This window comes from Roseospira marina (genome assembly GCF_014197855.1).
GTDB classification, from domain to species: domain Bacteria; phylum Pseudomonadota; class Alphaproteobacteria; order Rhodospirillales; family Rhodospirillaceae; genus Rhodospira; species Rhodospira marina.
On record NZ_JACIGJ010000002.1, the window covers coordinates 370,838 to 389,107 of the forward strand.

Genomic DNA, 18,270 nt, shown 5'->3' on the forward strand with positions numbered 1-18,270 from the left:
GGGGGCCGTTCGGTTCGGGCCCTCAATCCTGGCGCACACGGGCCAGGAAGCGGTTTACCTCTTGGGTCAGCGTGTCGGCGTTGCCGGCCAGATCGCCGGCGGCGCCCTGGACGTCGGAGGAGGCCCGACCGGCGTCCTCGGCGCCGGCGCTGACGCGCTGGATCGTCTGCGTCACATCCTGGGCGGCGTGGGCGGTTTGCTCGACGTTGTGGGCGATCTCGCGGGTGGCGGCGGACTGCTGCTCCACGGCGGCGGCGATGGACTGGCTGATCTCGGCGATCTGACGCACCACCGCGCCGATGCCCTGCACGGCGGTCACGGCGCTCTGTGTTTCACTCTGGACGCCACGGATCCGGCCGGCGATGTCATCGGTGGCGCGGCCGGTCTGGGTCGCCAGGGTCTTGACCTCGTTGGCGACCACGGCGAAGCCCTTGCCCGCGTCGCCGGCGCGCGCGGCCTCGATGGTCGCATTAAGCGCCAGCAAGTTGGTCTGCTCCGCGATATCGGTGATGAGCTTGACGACTTCGTCGATTTCCTTGGCCGAGGTGCTGAGGCCATCGATCTGCCGGTTGGCCTCGTCGACCTTCGTCGTGGCGTCCGCCGCGATCGCACTGCTTTGCGTGGCTTGGCGACTGATTTCCTGGATGGAGCTCGACAGCTCCTCCGACGCCGCACTGACGGTCTGAATGCCCGCGCTGGCCTGTTCCGCCGCCGCCGCGACGCTGGCCGCCTGCGCGCCCGTCCGATCGGCGATCGCGGCCATGCGCTCGGCGGTGGCCTGCAACTGTGTCGCCGCACTGGATACGGTGGCGACGACACCGCCGACAGCGCCCTCGAAATCGTCGGCCACATTCAGCATCAGGCGGCGATGCTCGGCTTCGGCCTCGCGCTCCGCCTGCGCCTGTTCGGCCCTCAGGCGCTCCATGTCCCTGGCGTTTTCCTTGAAGACCTGGACGGCGCCGGCCATGGCGCCGATCTCGTCACGGCGACCGGTATCCGGCACCTGGATGTCGAGGTTGCCGCCTGCGAGCGTCGTCATCGTGGACGTGAGGTTCTTCAACGGGGCGGTGATGCCGTGCAGGACGAGATAGGCCGCGATCGCCGACACCAGCAGGGCCGCCAGCGCAATCCCGGCCAGCTGCAGGGTATTTTCGAACGCTTTCTCGGAAACGCTGCTGACGTAGACGCCCGTGCCGATCGCCCATTGCCAAGGCGCGAACCCCGCCGTCCAGGACACTTTTTCTTCCGGCGTTGTGGATCCGGCACGCGGGAAGCTATAGGTCATCGTGCCCCCTCCGGCACGGGCCGTGGCGGCAGCCTCCGCCACGAGGCTCTTCCCGTCCGAATCGGTAAGATCGAGCTTGTTTTTGCCCTCCCATTCCGGTTTTGGGGCGAGGGCAAGGCACACGCCGGACCAATCGTAGACGAAAACGTATTCTTCCCCGTTTTGGTACCGGATACTACGAACGGCGTCCAAGGCTGCGGTTTTGGCTTCCGCTTCTGTGAGCTCGCCCTGTTGTGAACGCTCATAGTAGTTTTCGACGATGGAGAGCGCCGTTTCCGCGACGCTGCGAACTTGCTGCGTACGTTCTTCCATGAGGTGTTGGTGATTCGACTGCACTGCGAAGGCAATGGCGAAAACAAGACCAAGCCAAGCCAATGCAACCGGGAACCATATCTTCTTCGTAATTTTAATGTTATTCAGAGACATCGAATCTACCACCTCTTATCAGCACAAACCTCGGCCGACAACGCGCCGCATCCAACAGTATTGCACGAATCACCGCATACACCGAGTCTATTTGTGCCTTATATTGACGCAAAATTACGCCTTAATTCACTTGGTGGGCTGCGTTTTTTAATCTTTTTGTTGATATTAATGTTTCTGTCTACAATTCAAGATCTGGCGCTCGGGCGGGGCGGTCGTATTTCCACTTAAGAACATGACAGCAACAATGTGTTCTAAGGTCCATTCAATAATAAAAGACGACGGACTCAGAGGGACGCGCCAGACATTCCGGCAACCATACGTTCATGCAAATCGCAGAGTATTTTTACGGTGCGCTGGATTAAAGGTCCCCCGACCCCTTCGGCTGCATTGGTGTTGCGCGTTAACGCAAAGCAGGGATCAAAATACGGGGCGATCAGGAAAGCACAACTCATGGCGGGCACGCCATTCCGGCCCGACGTAGTTGACGATCAGCGACCGGCGGGCGCCCGCGATGGGGCGTCGGGAAAAGCCGTGCCATGTGTCGGACCCAGGCACAAAGATCAGGGCCGTGTTGGCCGCGAAGGGCTGGCGCAGCGGCGGTCCGGCCGGATCCGCATAGAAATCCGTACCCCAGTCGGCCGCGTCCGTCCCCGTCGATATCGGCACCAGCATGGTGAAGCGCTTCACGCCGATGTCGGTGTGCGGCTCCAGCCAGAATCCATCCCTATCGACCGCGTATTCGATGCGCAAAAAGCTGCCCGACAGGTCCACGCCGCACAGGCGTTCAATGGCCTCAGCGGTGCGCCGGTCCTGAAGGCTTTCGGCGACCGCGCGGCATGCTGAGTGGTCAGCTTGGCGTGCCGGGTCGAAATAGGCCCGCGCCGCGTTGTTTTCCTCCCGGCGGCCCAGTTGGTAGGTCAGGGGAGACACGGCGAACGGCAGCGTCTCCAGCGCGTCGGCCACGCCGTCGGGCCAGAGGCCGGTCACTCGCCAGTGGCGGAACGGATCGGTGTGTTCGCGCGCGCCCGCCAGGGCAGCGACGAGGGCGTTCGTAACCGTCTCGGCATCGGCACCCGTCTCGGCCTCCGTCTCGGCCTCCGGTGCAAGATCTCCGCCGCTCATCGGACTCCCTCCGTCTCCTGTGACGCGATGCCGTCCGGTGGCGCCGCGCGCGTGTTACATCTGCGTTGCCACGTGGTGCGGGCCATCGACCACGTCAATCCATGCCATCAAACGGTCCGCCTGGACCGATGGCGTCCGGATGGGCATGCTGCGCGTCGGTTGCTGGCGCCTGCCGCCACGCTCTCCGTCGTCTGCCTCTCTGCCGAGAAGGACCGCCGCCCATGACCGCCGCAGCCCGCCCGTCGAATGAGCCCCTCTCGAACTGGGACGACATCCTCGACCTGGACGACCAGTTGAGCGAAGACGAACGCATGGTGCGCGACAGCGCCCGCGCCTATTGCCAGGACCGCTTGATGCCGCGCGTGCTGTCCGCCAACCGCGAGGAGCGGTTCGACCGCGAGATCATGACGGAGATGGGTGAACTCGGCCTGCTTGGGCCCACGATCCCGGAGGCCTACGGCGGAGCCGGAGTCAACCACGTCGCCTACGGCCTGATCGCCCGCGAGATCGAGCGGGTGGACAGCGGCTATCGCTCGGCGATGAGCGTGCAGTCCTCGTTGGTGATGCACCCCATCCAGGCCTACGGGACCCACGAGCAGAAGATGCGGTGGCTGCCCCGGCTGGCGACGGGCGAACTGGTCGGCTGCTTCGGGCTGACCGAGCCGGACCATGGTTCCGATCCCGGCGGCATGGTCACCCGGGCGGTCCGCGTCGACGGCGGCTATCGCCTGACCGGCGCCAAAATGTGGATCACCAACAGCCCCATCGCCGATGTGGCGGTCGTCTGGGCGAAGTCCGAAGCGCATGACGGCCGGATCAAGGGATTCCTGGTGGAACGGGGCATGCGTGGCTTCTCGACGCCGAAGATCGAGGGCAAATTCTCCCTCCGCGCCTCGGTGACCGGCGAGATCGTGCTGGATGGGGTCGAGGTCCCAGAGGAGAACCTGCTGCCCGGCGCTGTCGGCCTCGGCGGCCCATTCGGATGCCTGAACAAGGCGCGGTATGGCATTGCATGGGGAACCCTGGGCGCCGCCGAATTCTGCTGGCACGCGGCCCGCGGCTATACCCTGGAGCGCAAACAGTTCGGCCGGCCCCTCGCCGCCACACAGTTGATTCAGAAAAAGCTGGCCGACATGCAGACCGAAATCACCCTCGGGTTGCAGGGCGTTCTGCGACTGGGGCGCCTCATCGATGACGGACGGGCCGCGCCGGAAGCGATTTCGCTCATGAAACGGAACAATTGCGGCAAAGCCCTCGATATCGCCCGGGTTGCCCGCGACATGCACGGCGGCAACGGCATCATGGACGAGTACCACGTGATCCGGCACGCCATGAACCTGGAAACCGTGAACACCTATGAGGGCACGCACGACATTCATGCGTTGATTCTGGGGCGAGCGCAGACGGGATTACAGGCCTTCACGGGGTAAATCCCCGCCGCGCGAAGCCGGGCATGGTGTCAGAACCGCCAGCCCGGCGCCGAATGCGGTTGCGGCCCGAATTGTCTGTGGCATGATGGCGCGAGAATCGTTCACGCGAGTTGCGCCATATTATGACACCGACGACCGACATCGCGAATCAGACTGGAACCGGCGGGCCGGGGCAAGGCCCGATGCCCGATAAGGTTGCGTTGGAGCATGTCTTCTTTCGCAAGGTCGATGAACTCTATTTTCGCCTGGAGCACGGAACCGAGGTGCCCCTCGCCCTCGTCCGCCTCGGTGACGAAGAGTTGAGCCTGCCCCTGTCCGGCATTCAACGGGAATTCCAGATCGATCCGGCCAGCCCGGACGGTGTCATGCTGGCCCTGCTGTCGAAGGGCCTCAGGTTCGTCAAGGGCTTGCGGGTCGGGGACCCGATTCCGAAAGAGGTGACCACCGGCGATGCCTCGTGGGAGCCGAAGGAGAAGCATCGCCAGATCGCCTATCACCGCCTGGCCATGCAGCTCCTGGGCTGGCTGTCCGGGGACGAGCACGTCATCTCCAACCCCGACGAACTGTTGCAGGTGGCCGGCGATCCGAACTTCCGCCGCCGGGTCAACGATGCGTTCGCCGAAGCCGCGCGCGCCCTGAAGCTGCCGAATAAGGAAGCGGTCACAGAGCTGATCCAGGATCTGTCGAAGGAACTGGCGTATATCGAGGCGTTGCGCGACGACTTCCATGCGATTGAGCGCATGCAGCGCAAAACCGAGGTGCTCCGCAGCCTCTACCGGGATGAGCACTCCCAGCTTGAGACGGCCAACTCGCTGATTCGCTTGGTGTCCCTCGCGGTCACGGACTTCGCCGAGAAGTTCGAGAACGTGGATGCGCAGACCGGCGAGATCATGGCGGCGCTGCGCAATCTGGACACCGTCAAAGCCTACCTGCGCAAACACCGCAACGATCTGCGGACCCGCCTGGTCGTGTGGCAGGATCTGGTGGCGAAGTGGCAGGACCACACGATGAAGCCGGGACGAGCGACCGAGGATCTGATGGGGGAAACCTATCGATTCCTGGCGCCACGCTACATGCCCGTGGATGAGTGGGTCATGATGACGCGCCTCCAAGACCCGTCGATGAAAAAGAAGGCGCCGGAGATCAAAATCCGCAAGGACAAGGAAATCAAATATATGGGCGGCCGCATGAACTGGAGCTGACCGTGCATCGCGCGCCGCCCAGCGTTATACGTTAGACATGCGCGGGCCACCATGGGATACGCCCTCGCTGACGGCCCCACGGTCCCCGCGTTAGGCACGCCAACGGTCCACTGCAGAGACCTACACCCGGACCAAGCCCCTGGGGCCCCATGCCGGGCGTGCTAGCCTTACGTCCCGCTTAGCCGCCCCCGGGGCGTCAATACACCTTATTGTAGGCGAAGTTGTCCGCGTAGCTCTTGGGCCGGCGCGTGCGGGTCACGGGCGACTGCACCCGTGGCGTCCAGCCATTGCGCCGGGCGTGCGCGATCGCCTCCTCCTTGGTCGGGAAGGTCATGCGGAGCTGGTTCACCGTGTCGCCATCGCCGACCCAGCCCATCAGCGCATCGTTGTGCTGGGCGCGGTCGGGTTCGAACACCAGAACCCAACGCCGAGAGTTGCCGCGTCCGGACTGCATGGCTGACTTGGCCGGCTGAAAAATGCGAACGGTCTTGGTCATGGCAAGCCTCGGTCAGTCCCTGGGGAATGCGAGTCGTGCACCGTTCCGGCACGCGACGGACAGTATGGTCGGGGCGAGAGGATTCGAACCTCCGGCTTCTAGCTCCCAAAGCTAGCGCTCTACCAGGCTGAGCTACGCCCCGAATCGGCTTAAAGAGTTCTGGTATCTAACGATTTCCACGCAAAAGCGCAAGCGCCTCGCTTGGAAACAGAGGACGAACTTTGCGGGAACGTTGGGGCCGTCGGGAGCACGACTCCCGAAAAAGCCCCGAAGCGTTGGACGCTTCACCGCAGCGACGAGACCTGAGGACAGGCCAGCCGATCCCCCCAACGAAAACAGCCCGTGTCTATCGGCGCTCGTCCGTCGTTGCGGCCATATCGGATCGGTGGGGTGTGACCATGGCGATCTACATCAGGCTCCGGTCACGCACCATCAAGACCCCATTTGATCGGATGCGCCACGCACAGTTCGGCGCGGGTGCGACCTCGATTCGTGGCGCGAATTCCGCCGTCTGTTGCCGGGGGGAGCCCATCACGCCCACGCGCCCCCGCTCTGACCGGCCGGCACGCATTGGCGCGGTTTTTGGCGGCATGCACCGGGGCTTGCAACCGGTCCTGGACCGCCTGGACAGGGCCGAGGACCACCGCGGGCGTCCCACGGCACCGAACGCGACGGCGGCGATGAGTCAAACTCATCGCCGCTTGGTCGTCCGTCAGCCTGATCGAGCCAAGGCCCCGCGTGGTGGCGTCCGGCGAGCGTCCGGCGAGCGTCCGCCGGACGTCAGGCGATGTCCTCGACCGCAAAGGCGGTCCGCCCCTCGTTCAGCCCATAGAAATGGAAGTGGTCGAGCGCGTTCATACCGTCCTCGGCCACGTCGGCGTTCTCCTCCAGGTAGGCTCGGGTATCGAAGTACCGCGAGGCCGCGCGGCCTTCGTCCGCACCGAAGGCGCGGAAGTGATCGTAGGCGCTGGCGAAGATGCCGGTGTCCACGGCGGCCGCGACGTCCTGGTTCTGCTGCAGGTAATAGGCGCTGTCGAACAGGGCGTTGGGATCCCGCCCTTCCGCGAAGCCGAACGCGGCGTAGTGCGCGGCGCCGGAGGCGAAGACACCGTTGGCGACGGCGGCCGCCACATCGGTGTTCATCTCCAGGTACCAGGCCTCATCGATCGCGGCCGGGCTCGCGGGGTCCGGGCTGAAGCCATCGTCGGTGGTCAGCGTCACCCGTCCGTCGCCGAACAGCAGGATCTCGACACCGCTCTCCAGGGTGTCGTGCCCGTCGCCGTCCACATGACCGCCGGTGCGCCGGCCGTCGATGGTGGCCTCGGCATAGGAGACCGAGAAGGTCGCGACGTCGCGGCCCGCGTCGCCGCGCAGCACATCGTCGCCGGCGCCCCCGTTCAGGATGTCGTCGCCCTCGCCACCGAACACCGTGTCGTTGCCGGCGTCGCCGTACAGGCGGTCATTGCCGCCTTCCGACCCGATCACGTCGTCACCGCCGCCGCCGTACAGAATGTCGTCTTCGGCGCCCAGCACGATGATCTGGGCGCTGTCGTCGCCGGTGACCACGTTGCGGCCCGCGCCACCGATGACCCGCGCTTCGCCGATGATCGCGGCGAAGTCCACGTTGTCCAACTGTAGCACCGTCCCGCTCGGCAGGCCGGATACGTCGATGACCAACGCTTCCTGCTGGGTGCCGGACCCGCCGTCGTCCGCCCCGGTGATGGTGATGGGGGCGCCGGTCCAGTCGCCCTCGGAGGCCGTGGGCGTGATCGTCCGGACGAAGAGCTGGCTGTCGTCGGGCAGGCCATCAAGGAACGCCCGGCCGACGTTCGACATCTCCCGCTGCGGGTCCGAGTTGTCGAGCGTCCTGTCCTCGATGCGCGCGATCAGGTCCGTCAGCGCGTCCGGCGTGGACAGGCGCTCCGACGGTCCCTCGGATCGCAGCCCAACTCCGATCGGCAGGCCGGCCATCAGCGCCGGGGTGTCGCCGCCCTCGTCCTGGGCCAGCGGGATGTCGGCGAGGCTGTCGTGGTCGGAGGTCGGATCGTCCTCGCGCGTTCCGTCCGTGGGCGCGATCTCGGTCACCTCCTGGGTGCGGCCGTTGACGGTGGTGGTGGTCTTGGTCACCGTCGCGCCGTCCACCGTGGACGTGCTTTCGCTGGGGGCTTCGCCACCGCCGCCGCCGCCCCCGCCCCCGCCCGAGGAGTTCGGTGCGGTGTAGGTGATCTCGCTGTGGCCATCGACGTCCGCCACGGCGAAGGTGCCGCCGGATACCCCGGTCAGGGTCACCGACACGTCCGCCGCATCGTCAAAATCGCCGTTCTTGTTGGTGTCGACCTTCAACACCCCAGTCTCGAAGGACAGGTGATCGGCGGCATCCAGGCCGGTGATCCCCGTGAGGCGAATGGTGTCGTCGGCGCCGAAGTCGGTGATGGTATCGCCGGAGACGTCGACGAAGACATCGTTCCCGGCCCCGCCGGTGAGCGTATCGGCGCCGGTCCCGCCGATGAAGGTCTGGGCGCTGGCGCCGAGTCCGCTGCGGAAGCTTTGGTAGCCTCCGTCGTTATCCCCCCCGTCGAGGGTGTCGTTCCCAGCGCCCCCGACGATCGTCTCCCCGATGCCGTCGCGCCCGGTGAACGCGGTGCCGGTGGTGTTGGTGGTGCTGAGCCGGCTCAGGTTGGCGAGCGTCAGTCCCGTCGCGTCCAGCGTGGTGCCGGTGGTCTGCAGGGTGTTGGTGTGTCCCGCGACCGCGGTAAACGTGGTCGCCGAGGTGGTCGCGCCGATGGTGATCGTGGCGTCCCCATCGTAGGTGGTTTCGATCCCCGCCACGCCGGTCAGGGTGGGCAGGCTGGAGATGTCCACGTCCTGGACGTCGTTCAGCACCAGCGTCGTAGTGCCATTGCCCGTGATCGCGGTGATATCGCCCCAGCCATGGTCCGCGTCCATGGTGAGCGCCCACGTTCCGGTTCCCGACACCTCCAGCGCATCAATGTTCTGAAGGGTTGTCGCGCCGGTCAGGTCGGCGGCGGTGGTGCCGGACAGGATAAGGGTATTGGTGCCGCCCAGACCATCGATCACGGACCCGGCAATGTGGCTGTGGTCGGTAACGAAGATGGTGTCGTCGCGTGCGGCGTCGGCCGTTTTGCCGTCGACCGTCCCGGTTCCGTTGGTCGTGTTGAACCCGGCGCCGTCGCTGAAGATCCCATCGGCGCTGACGATCGTGAACGTCTCGTCCCCGTCGGCCGTGTCGTCGCCGGGCCCGTCCAGTTCCACGCCCCGCGCGTCCTTGATGGACCCGTCCGTGTGAGACAAGTCCAGGCGGAGGTCGCCTGCGCCGGTTACGTTGTTGACGGTGACGATCCACTGGTCATCCAGACCATCGTCAACGGCATCGGCTTCGCGCACGGACCCGATGGTGCCCGCTGCGGTTCCGGTTCCCACGGTGGTGAGGCTGAAGTCGTCTGAGCTGACACCCGTCACGTCCTCATCGAAGGTGACGACGTACTCGACCGGGCCAGAGGTCGGATTGTCGCTGGAGGATCGCTTGATCGAGGTAAGGGTCGGCGTCTGGATATAACGGGACATGCCATCGTAAGCGGACGCAAGCACGTCCAAATGGCCGTCTTGGTTCAGGTCGACGAACTCAGCCTTCGTGGTTGACTCGTCGGTGATTTTACTGAAATCAAAGAGGTTTCCGTTCCCGTTGTTCAGACCTAGATAGAGCCCATTGTTCGCACTGATCAGGAGGTCATCAAAGCCGTCCCCGTCGTAGTCCCCCGTCGCAACGTCACGCACATAGGGCACGGGATCGAAGACGTGATACATTTGGTACGCGGGGGCGTCGCCCTCCGACGATGTCCTCAACCCCACCCAGACCCCGCCGGTCGTTGCGACGTTGTCCATGAAGACGATGTCCGTTTTGCCGTCACCGTCAAAGTCACCGGTCGCGCTCGCCACGGCCTCGAACGATGCCGGTCCCCCTGACAAGACCGGCTGATGGTGTGTGAGGGTGCCGTGTCCGTCATTGAGCATGACATGGATCTCGCTTTCGGCGCTTATCATCAGGTCGATGTCGCCGTCGCCGTCGAGATCCGCTGCCGAGAGACCGCTGTTGCCCGAGACGTCCGCACCCGACGCCACGGGCTCCACGAAGGTCAACTCTTTGGAACCGTTGGCAAGACCCACCCAAACGGCATCGTCCTTATCGGAAAGCCAAACCCCGTCCAACGCGTCGTCACCGTTCAGGTCGGCGGAGACGACATGCCCGCCGTAGAACGACGAAGGAGCGCCGGGCATGTCCTTTAGGAACGCGGGCGATTGGTCGAGCCCACCCTCGGCGTCGGTGCCAAAATAAATCGCATTTTGGGAATCATAGGAACCATAGGTCACCAGAACATCGAGGAAGCCGTCCCCGTTCACGTCTGCGGCGCTCAGCGATACCGCATCAGTACCGGCGTCTGTCGTATCGAAGTAAGCCTTTGTTGAGAATCTGCCGTCATCGTCCTGAACCAAAGACCAGAGTTGTGAGGTATATTTTCCGAACTCAAAGTAATCCTCCTCGGTCACTGACATGAACATGTGAAGCGATCCGTCCTCTCCCGCTTTCGCCAGCGTCCACGTAGGGGACTCAACGTTAAAAGTTGGAGTAACCGTCCAAGCCATATCTCACCTTCGTTCAACACAACGTTCTGTTCTGCCAGAAGACGACGCGATGGATCGGCACGCGCGACGAGCCCCTCGACCCTGAGGCCACGGGTTGCCGCACCGCGACAACGCGGGATCAGCGCTTCGTGACGCTCAGGTCGGTGTACTCGCCTTACGGCGTCCTACTCCGCCGTCCATGTATATAAAAAGCGATACATCGGCAGGACTTGACAGGAGACGGAGCTTAGGATTTGAGGGCTTGAGTTACATCTGGAATTTTGTAACATTTCTTTACACGGATCTGTTCTGAGGCGAATCTATCTAATATATGTGATTTTCTATGCTCGCTCTTATACGGTTTGTTCGTCTGACGCGATCTGAGTCCCGGGTGACGGTGGTCCGCGACCGGATCCCGGATCAGCCTCCCGTCGATCAAAGGGGGCGGCCCTTCCATGACTCGGGCGGGGGCGCGATCCTCCCCGCGCCCCGCCGGTGGGCGTGTCTTCCGTGGGCGTGCCTTCCCTTGGCGTGCCTTCCCTGGACCTGTTTGTGGCGGTCGGCGATTCGATGAGTCTGGACTTCGACATCCGAACCCTGTCGGCGGTGCTGTGCATGGTGCTCGCACTGTCGTCCCTGGTGCCCGCGCTGCTGCGGCGCCTGCACCCGGGGCTGCCGGGCCCGTCGGACTGGACCGTCGGGATGGTCGCCCTCGGCGTCGGGATCGGGCTGATCTTTGGACGGAACGTCCTGCCGCCTTTCTGGTCCATCGCGATTGCCGACGTCCTGGTTCTCCTCGGCCACGCGTTCCTGGTGTCCGGAAGCCGGCGCTTCCTAGGACGACCGGCCGGATGGCCCGGTCTGGCGACCATCACGATCATCGCCACCCTGCCCATCACCGTCACCTATGCCGCGCCGGATACCCTCGGCCTGCGGTTCATCGCCATCGGTCTCGGCATGGCGGCATTGGCCTTCTGCGCGGCCTGGACCCTCTTCCGCGACGCCCCCACCCGCCTGTCCGCGCGCCGGATCGTCGCGGGGCTGTTCGTCGTGCACGGCGTGCTCAACATGTTGCGCGTGGCGCACTATTGGCTTGCCCCGCTTGAGGAGACCAACCTGATGCAGGTGGGGCTGTCGTTCAGCACCCTTCTGCTGTGGTCGATCCTCTTCAGTGTCGGCCTCATGGCCGGCTTGACGGTCATGGTCACCGAACGGCTCCGCGATGCGTTGGAGGCCCGCATCCTCGATCTGGACGGCGCCCGGCGCACGGCGGAGGCGACCCTGCAGAACCAGCGCAACTTCCTGGCCATGGTCTCGCACGAATTCCGCACCCCCTTGGGCATCATGGCGGCGTCGGCGGACGTCATCGCCTGCAACCTGCCGACGGACGACACCGAGTCCGCCGAGGAAGTGGAGCGCATCCGCCGGGCTTCGCGGCGGCTGGGCAACCTGGTGGAGGGCTGTTTGGCCTCGGATTGGCTGGAAACCGTCTCGGAAGACCGGCGCTCGCAGGCGTTGGATATGGGCGCGCTGCTGTCGGATCTGGCGTCGGAGTACGCCGTGCCGCTCCACCGGCCGTCGGAGACGCTCCGGGTGGATGGCGATCCCTACGTGCTGCCGATCGCCTTTTCCGCCCTGCTGGACAACGCCTGCAAGTACGGGCGGACGCGCGCCGGTGTCGCGCTAACCTGTCGCCGGGTGGGGACGGCCGTCGAGGTGGCCGTGCGCGACGACGGCCCGGGCGTCGATCCTGCCGAAGTGCCCCGGCTGTTCGAAAAGTACTATCGCGCGGCCCGCACCCAGAATAAGCCGGGGGCGGGTTTGGGGCTGTATCTGGTCCGGCGCATCATCGACCGGCACGATGGGTGCGTCACCCTGGATCAGGCGGACGGGACCGTGTTTCGGGTCACCCTGCCCCTGCTTGGCGCGTGAACGGAGGCTCGGCGTGTCCTCGATCTGCATCGCCCTGGTGGACGACGAGCCGGATTTCCGCGAGCCGACGGCTCGCTACCTGCGCAAGCGGGGCATGACCGTCCATGAGGCCGGGTCGATCGAGGATTTGACGGCCACGCTGACCGAGATCCGGCCGGATATCCTTTTGCTCGACGTCGGCCTGCCGGGGGAAACCGGCCTGGAGGCGATCCAGCGTCTGCGGGACCAGACCGGAGCCGGGGTGATCATGGTCACCGCGCGCGGCGGCCTGGACGACCGGATCGACGGCCTGGACCGCGGCGCCGACAGCTACCTCACCAAGCCCGTCGACATGCGCGAGCTGGAAGCCGTCGTGCTGAGCGTGTGGCGGCGGATCGGACGGGACCCGGCCACCTCGGCGGAAGGAGAAGCGGAGGCGGCCTGGCTGTTCGACGCGGAGGCCTGGACCCTGATCTCGCCGGACGGTGAGACCGTGCGCCTGTCGGGCGCGGAATACGGCGTGCTGTGGCGGCTGACGGAGACGCCGGGCCAACCCGTGTCCCGCGATCGCCTGTTCGAGGCGCTGCACAAACCCCAGAGCGGCCCCGAGGACCGCAGCCTGGACGTCCTGGTGTCCCGGCTGCGGCGGAAGTTCTCCGTCTCGGCCTTCAAGCTGCCGGTCCGGTCGGTGCGGGGCGTGGGGTATGTGTTCCCCACCCCGGTGTCGCGGCGGGGACCGGACTGATCCAGACAGGCGTGTGCGGATCAGACGTGGCTGACGTGGAGCGCGGTGCGCCCGGCACGGCCGAGGTGACGGGCCGTGCCTTGAGCTCCGGTTGCTCTGGGCGTTGCGCCCCCCGAGGGGTCACGCTACCAGAAGAGCAGTGTCAAGCACGGCGCCGGCGCGTCCCTCGGCCGCGCCATACAGCACGAAATGCTCCAGCGCCGAGAACTCCGACGCCGCGACGTCCGCGTTGGCGTCCCGGTACGCGGAGGCATCGAACCACGCCCCTGGATCCCGGCCTTCCTGCGCGCCGAACAGCGCGTAGTGCTGTGCGGCCGAGGCAAAGATCCCAGCCCCGACGGCATCGGCGACATCCCTATAGGTCGCCTGGTACCAGGCCTCGTTGAACACCGGGTTGGCGGCCCTGCCCTCCGCCAGCCCGACGGCCGCGAAGTGCTCCGCCGCGCTGACGAACACCCCCGCCTCGACCGCCGCCGCAACGTCGGTGTTCTGCGCGAGGTAGAATGCCGCGTCGAAGCCGACGCCCGCGACGAGGCTATGACCATCGGTGCGCACCAGCGTCATCGCCTGGTCCGCCGTGAACGCCAGCAGTTCGACGTCGTCCCCGATCACATCGGTCCCGCCGCCCTCCGTGGCGGTATCGCTTACCGTGATGGTCTCGCCCCGTGTGATGGTGGCCGCCGCAAAGGACCCAGCGAACGCCGCCGTGTCCGAGCCGGTCCCGCCGGTGATGACATCATCGCCGAGGCCGCCGATCAGGATGTCGTCGCCGCCCTCGGACCCCACCTGATCGTCGCCGGCGCCACCATCCAGGATGTCGTCCCCCTCGCCCAACCGAATGACCTGCGCCGAGCCATCGCCAACCACCATGTTGTCGCCGGCCCCGCCCGTGACCGTGACGTCGCCGACGATGGCCGCGAACGCCACGTCCTCAAGCTGAAGGACCGTGCCGGACGGGAGGGACCGCGCGTCGATGACCAGCGCCTCCTGCGTCACCACGGAGGCCCCGCCCCCGGTGATGACGATCGGCTGGCCCGGCGCCGTGTCGCCGGAAACGGTCGGCGTGATCGTCGTGACGTACAGATTCGCGGTTGGCGGCAGGGTGTTCAAGAAGGCTTGGCCTACGCCTGTCATGTGGGCCTGGGTCGCGGACCCAGCGTCGGTCTCGGCCTCGATGCGCCCGACCAGATCAGTCAGCGCCAGCGCCCTGGTCTGCGGGGTCGCGAGACCCGAACTTGTCAGGCCCACACCCACCGGAAGCTGCGCGGACACAACCGGCGCATTCGATGTTCCCGCCAGCCTATGGTCCGACAGGGCATTGTCACCCTGATCCGTCTCGCCCGGCTGAAAGCCGCTGAAGGGCGCGATGGTCCGCGTGACCACCGTGCCGTTGGCCTGAGGGGTGGTGGTGACGGTCACGGACGCGCCATCCTCGGTCGTCGTTTCCGTGGTGGAGCCGCCGCTGCTGCCGCCGCTCGGGACGCTGGCCGTCAGCGTGATCGTCGTATTGCCACCGCCGTACGTCGCCGCGAACGCGCCCGTCACCCCGGTCAGCGTCAGGGTCCCACTGCCGCCATAGCCGCTGAGGTCGATGGCCCCTGCGGTTTTTCCGGCCAGGCCCGAGAGATCGGCGCCGGTCACCACCAGGGTGTCGTCGAATGAAAAATCCGTGATGGTATCGCCCGTAAAATCGGAGAGAGCCCCGCGGACCGTGTCGTTGCCGTCTCCGCCGGTCAGGGTGTCGTTGCCGGCGCCGCCGGTCAGAACGTCGTTGCCGTCTCCGCCCGTCAGGGAGTCGGTGCCGCCGCCGCCGTCCAGGGAGTCATAGCCCGTCCCGCCATCAAGGCTGTCGTTGTCGCTGCCGCCGATGAGGGTGTCGTTGCCGGAGCCGCCCGTCAGGGAGTCATCGCCGGTGCCGCCGTCCAGGGAGTCATTGCTGGCGCCACCGTCTAGGGTGTCATTTTCGGCACCGCCGCTGAGGGTATCGGTGCCGTCGCCACCGGTCAGGGTGTCGTTGCCGCTCCCGCCGTCCAGGGTGTCGTTATCGGCGCCGCCGTCGAGGGTATCGTTGCCGTTGCCGCCCGTCAGGGTATCGTTGCCCGCGTCGCCTTGCAGGGTGTCGTTGCCGTTGACGCCGGACAGAGTGTCGTTCCCGCTGCCGCCGACGAGGGAATCGTCGCCTGTGTAGCCATACAGATAATCGTTGCCGGCTCCGCCGCTCAGGGTGTCGTTGTTCGCCGTAGCAATCGCGGTGTCGTTGAGATCGCCGCCCGTTAAATTCAGCGTCCCTGTCGTCGCGCTCGTATCGTCGATATACAAGTAATCCGTGGTTGTATCGGCCGGCGTGCCGGTGCTGGATTCGAGAAGGTGACTGCCCATGGCGACACTGGTGCGCCAGTTCGTTCCGTCCACGGCAATGACGACGTCGGTGGTGGTCCAGTCCGTCGTCGACATGGCGATGCCGTTCAGATAGAGGGAAAACACTCCCATATTATTTGGATTATAGTTCCAGACTCCAGACATACTTCAACCTCCCTTGGCTTCTGTACGGATCCCCCTCTCTCCTTTCCTTAAAAAAGGACTTTAATTTGACGAAACGCAGCTCCTGTAAAACCTCGCGATAATTGAAACTCGAAAAAGTAAATAATTCATTATCTGAACATGATAGCATTAAAAATAACATATTTTATTACTTCCATTGGTTTATAAACTTTAAGTTTTATTTATTGAACAAACTTTAATGAATTTAGCCCACTTTGTTTGCGCACCCTTAATACAAACGCGATTTCCATCTCCGTTGCCTGGAGCGGCATCATTTCGATCTCGTCTTCTGATTGAGACATGGAGCCGCGTACAGACCGGCTCGGCTCAGCCAATCGGCAAGACGGGCCGCCGCGCAAAACCGGGACGCTCCTGCCCGAATCAGCCCGGCCCTGAGTCGGCGCTCCCGAGGCAGCCGGCACCCACCTTTGCGCTTTTCTCTTTTCCGAGCATGTCTTGGCCGCAGCTGCGAAATGGGCGAGCCCCCATAGCGTAAAACTGGCATGATGCCGCGGCGCCAACGGGAGCCAACGGCCTCCGGACCACGGCGCGTGATGCAATCAAGGGAGAACAAACACGATGGCTGAGGAGAAACTCGGCAACCCGGCGGTGGTCGGCCTGGGAGGCTTCGGACTGACCACCCTGGTCCTGCAGTTCCATAACGTGGGCTGGATGCCCAGCGTCGGTCCCGTGGTGTGGCTCGGGCTGATTTTCGGCGGGCTTGCCCAGCTGATCGCCGGTCTGCAGGAAATGAAAACCGGCAACAACTTCGGCTACTGCGCGTTCAGCGGCTTCGGCGCGTTCTGGATCGCGCTGGGGATGGTGTTCCTGGGCAACCACTTCGAAGTGTTCCAGGCCAGCACCACGGACGTCGGCTGGTTCTTGGTGGCCTGGACCCTGTTCACGGCGATCCTATGGATCGGTGCCCTGCGCATTCATGGCGCGATGGCCTTCACCTTCACGACGCTGCTTCTGGGGTTCATCCTGCTCGACTTGGCCCATTTCGGCTTTCCCGAGCTGACGGTGATCGCCGGGTACGAACTGATGATCTGCGCGGCGTCCGCCTGGTACATGATGGCCCGGATCATCCTCAACGAGATCTATGGACGCGACCTGCTGCCCGCCGGCCGCGCGTGGATCAAGTGAGCGCCATCCACGCGAAACCCCAAGAAACTCTGGGAGACGATTACCATGCCGAACACATTGAGGGGGCTGGTCGCGGCCACGGCGCTCGCGCTGGCCGTCCCGGCCGCCACGACCGCGACCGCCGCCGAGGGGGCCTCCGCCACGGCGGACGAGGTCATCGCCAAGGTGCAGGAAGCGGCCCGCTTTCTGCACGACAAGGGCCAGGCCGGGTTTTCCGACTTCAACAACAACGCCGACTGGGTGTGGAAGGACAGCTACGTCTTTGTGTTCAGCTGCCTGGATGACCGCATGATCGCCCACCCCTTGCGCCCCGACATGGTCGGCCGCCCGATCCTCCAGATGGAGGACGAACAGGGCAACCGGCTGTTCCAGGATTTATGCGCGGCCGGCGAGGCGCCCGAGGGGGGCTGGGTCGAATACTGGTGGCCGCGCCCAGGCGAGGCCAAGGCGTCGCGCAAGATCTCCTACACCATCAGCACCGAGGTCTCCTTCCAGCCGGATGTCCGCGTCGGCGCCGGCATCTACGACGAGACCATGAGCATGGAGGATCTGGACGAACTCGCCGCGCAGGCACTGCGGTCGAACAAGGACGCCCCCTGAGCAGCCGGCGCGCCCGGCCACCGCGTGATCGGTTGGTCGTCGGGCGCGCCACCCCCGGACAATAGTGCTGTCGATCATGTGCTGCCAGTCGTCGGTCAGACCGAGATCGGCCAGCGTTTCCAGGCGCCCCAAACCCCTCGCTCGGCCCAACGGCGGAACCGGAAGACTGAGTTCTCCTTTCCGTAACGCTCCTGCATGTCAGGCCAGGGACAGCCGGAAACCTCCCGCGCCCCCTGCCAAAACACCTCTAGCGAATAAACCGAGGTAGCGATTAAGGGGGCCTCACCGCAGGCTTGGAAAGCCTCAACGTAAAAATAATCGCAACAGTGGGGAACGCTCCGGGCTCGCGCGCATTTCCTACGAGACGGCGCGCCGACCACGAACCGGCCCCCTGCAGGCGCGGGCGCAAGAGATGGGTGCCCGCGCATTCCGACCATGTACCCAGGGTCGACCGGTTCCGTCCTGGCCGCCAGACCGCAAGCCAAGGAGGTTCCCATGGCGAACGATCAGACCACCGACACGCCCACCGGGTCCACCAAAACGAACGCGCGCGAGCAGTACGACGAAAAGACCCGCCAGTTTCAGGATGGCGCCGACGCCGCCACCCAAAAGGTGAATACCGGCGTGCAGTCCGCCTGGGGCGCGGTTCAGAAGGTGTTTGATGCATCCAAGCGCTAGGCATCTTCGAGACTCACCCAGACCGGCACCGGGGTCGATCCGGGGCG

General features: G+C 65.0%; 12 protein-coding genes and 1 tRNA gene. 7 read left to right on the plus strand and 6 right to left on the minus strand.

The window, feature by feature from the left end; all coding sequences use genetic code 11:
• Positions 1–22: 22 nt before the first annotated feature.
• Together GGD82_RS04185 and GGD82_RS04190 are read right to left on the minus strand one after the other, a co-directional pair.
• Positions 23–1,711, minus strand: a complete 1,689-nt coding sequence (locus tag GGD82_RS04185; protein ID WP_150060873.1) for a methyl-accepting chemotaxis protein — start codon at positions 1,709–1,711, stop codon at positions 23–25.
• A gap of 417 nt (positions 1,712–2,128) precedes the next feature.
• Positions 2,129–2,833, minus strand: coding sequence for a 2OG-Fe(II) oxygenase (locus GGD82_RS04190; RefSeq protein ID WP_246163689.1), 705 nt, complete (start codon positions 2,831–2,833; stop codon positions 2,129–2,131).
• A gap of 221 nt (positions 2,834–3,054) precedes the next feature.
• Between GGD82_RS04190 and GGD82_RS04195 the strand changes: the two genes are divergently transcribed.
• Positions 3,055–4,263, plus strand: coding sequence for an acyl-CoA dehydrogenase (locus GGD82_RS04195; RefSeq protein WP_150060872.1), 1,209 nt, complete (start codon positions 3,055–3,057; stop codon positions 4,261–4,263).
• Positions 4,264–4,445: 182 nt separating this feature from the next.
• On the plus strand, positions 4,446–5,465 hold the full coding sequence (locus GGD82_RS04200; protein ID WP_150060871.1) for a hypothetical protein: 1,020 nt from the start codon (positions 4,446–4,448) through the stop codon (positions 5,463–5,465).
• 196 nt (positions 5,466–5,661) lie between these two features.
• Here GGD82_RS04200 and GGD82_RS04205 read toward each other — a convergent pair whose 3' ends face one another.
• From GGD82_RS04205 to GGD82_RS04215, 3 genes are all read right to left on the minus strand, one after another.
• Entirely contained in the window at positions 5,662–5,961 is a 300-nt protein-coding gene (locus GGD82_RS04205; RefSeq protein WP_150060870.1) for an ETC complex I subunit, read from the minus strand.
• Between the two features lie 65 nt (positions 5,962–6,026).
• A tRNA-Pro gene (locus GGD82_RS04210) sits at positions 6,027–6,103 on the minus strand.
• Between the two features lie 638 nt (positions 6,104–6,741).
• Positions 6,742–10,539, minus strand: a complete 3,798-nt coding sequence (locus GGD82_RS04215; RefSeq protein ID WP_170284135.1) for an FG-GAP-like repeat-containing protein — start codon at positions 10,537–10,539, stop codon at positions 6,742–6,744.
• 573 nt (positions 10,540–11,112) lie between these two features.
• Here GGD82_RS04215 and GGD82_RS21355 point away from each other — a divergent pair.
• Both GGD82_RS21355 and GGD82_RS04225 read left to right on the plus strand, forming a co-directional pair.
• Complete coding sequence (locus tag GGD82_RS21355; protein WP_150060868.1) at positions 11,113–12,534, plus strand: sensor histidine kinase; 1,422 nt, start codon at positions 11,113–11,115, stop codon at positions 12,532–12,534.
• Positions 12,535–12,547: 13 nt separating this feature from the next.
• A complete protein-coding gene (locus GGD82_RS04225) occupies positions 12,548–13,258 on the plus strand; it encodes a response regulator transcription factor (protein ID WP_170284133.1) in 711 nt (236 codons plus the stop codon).
• A 120-nt stretch (positions 13,259–13,378) separates the two neighbouring features.
• On the opposite strand, the gene GGD82_RS04230 is transcribed toward GGD82_RS04225, so the two are convergent.
• Complete coding sequence (locus GGD82_RS04230) at positions 13,379–15,748, minus strand: calcium-binding protein (protein WP_221240713.1); 2,370 nt, start codon at positions 15,746–15,748, stop codon at positions 13,379–13,381.
• A 630-nt stretch (positions 15,749–16,378) separates the two neighbouring features.
• On the opposite strand from GGD82_RS04230, the gene GGD82_RS04235 reads away from it, so the two are divergent.
• The 3 genes from GGD82_RS04235 (at position 16,379) to GGD82_RS04245 (ending at position 18,223) form a co-directional block, all read left to right on the plus strand.
• Positions 16,379–16,945: an acetate uptake transporter gene (locus GGD82_RS04235; RefSeq protein WP_150060865.1), complete on the plus strand. Its 567-nt coding sequence runs from the start codon at positions 16,379–16,381 to the stop codon at positions 16,943–16,945.
• Between the two features lie 45 nt (positions 16,946–16,990).
• Positions 16,991–17,545, plus strand: a complete 555-nt coding sequence (locus GGD82_RS04240; RefSeq protein ID WP_150060864.1) for a cache domain-containing protein — start codon at positions 16,991–16,993, stop codon at positions 17,543–17,545.
• A 495-nt stretch (positions 17,546–18,040) separates the two neighbouring features.
• Complete coding sequence (locus GGD82_RS04245; protein ID WP_150060863.1) at positions 18,041–18,223, plus strand: hypothetical protein; 183 nt, start codon at positions 18,041–18,043, stop codon at positions 18,221–18,223.
• The last annotated feature ends 47 nt before the right edge of the window (positions 18,224–18,270 follow it).

Excerpts from the sequence above, each read along its gene's own strand:
- GGD82_RS04185 (WP_150060873.1), bottom strand. The coding sequence starts at position 1,711 with ATGTCTCTGAATAACATTAAAATTACGAAGAAGATATGGTTCCCGGTT.
- GGD82_RS04190 (WP_246163689.1), bottom strand. The coding sequence starts at position 2,833 with ATGAGCGGCGGAGATCTTGCACCGGAGGCCGAGACGGAGGCCGAGACG.
- GGD82_RS04195 (WP_150060872.1), top strand. The coding sequence starts at position 3,055 with ATGACCGCCGCAGCCCGCCCGTCGAATGAGCCCCTCTCGAACTGGGAC.
- GGD82_RS04200 (WP_150060871.1), top strand. The coding sequence starts at position 4,446 with ATGCCCGATAAGGTTGCGTTGGAGCATGTCTTCTTTCGCAAGGTCGAT.
- GGD82_RS04205 (WP_150060870.1), bottom strand. The coding sequence starts at position 5,961 with ATGACCAAGACCGTTCGCATTTTTCAGCCGGCCAAGTCAGCCATGCAG.
- GGD82_RS04215 (WP_170284135.1), bottom strand. The coding sequence starts at position 10,539 with ATGTTCATGTCAGTGACCGAGGAGGATTACTTTGAGTTCGGAAAATAT.
- GGD82_RS04230 (WP_221240713.1), bottom strand. The coding sequence starts at position 15,748 with ATGGGAGTGTTTTCCCTCTATCTGAACGGCATCGCCATGTCGACGACG.
- GGD82_RS04235 (WP_150060865.1), top strand. The coding sequence starts at position 16,379 with ATGGCTGAGGAGAAACTCGGCAACCCGGCGGTGGTCGGCCTGGGAGGC.
- GGD82_RS04240 (WP_150060864.1), top strand. The coding sequence starts at position 16,991 with ATGCCGAACACATTGAGGGGGCTGGTCGCGGCCACGGCGCTCGCGCTG.
- GGD82_RS04245 (WP_150060863.1), top strand. The coding sequence starts at position 18,041 with ATGGCGAACGATCAGACCACCGACACGCCCACCGGGTCCACCAAAACG.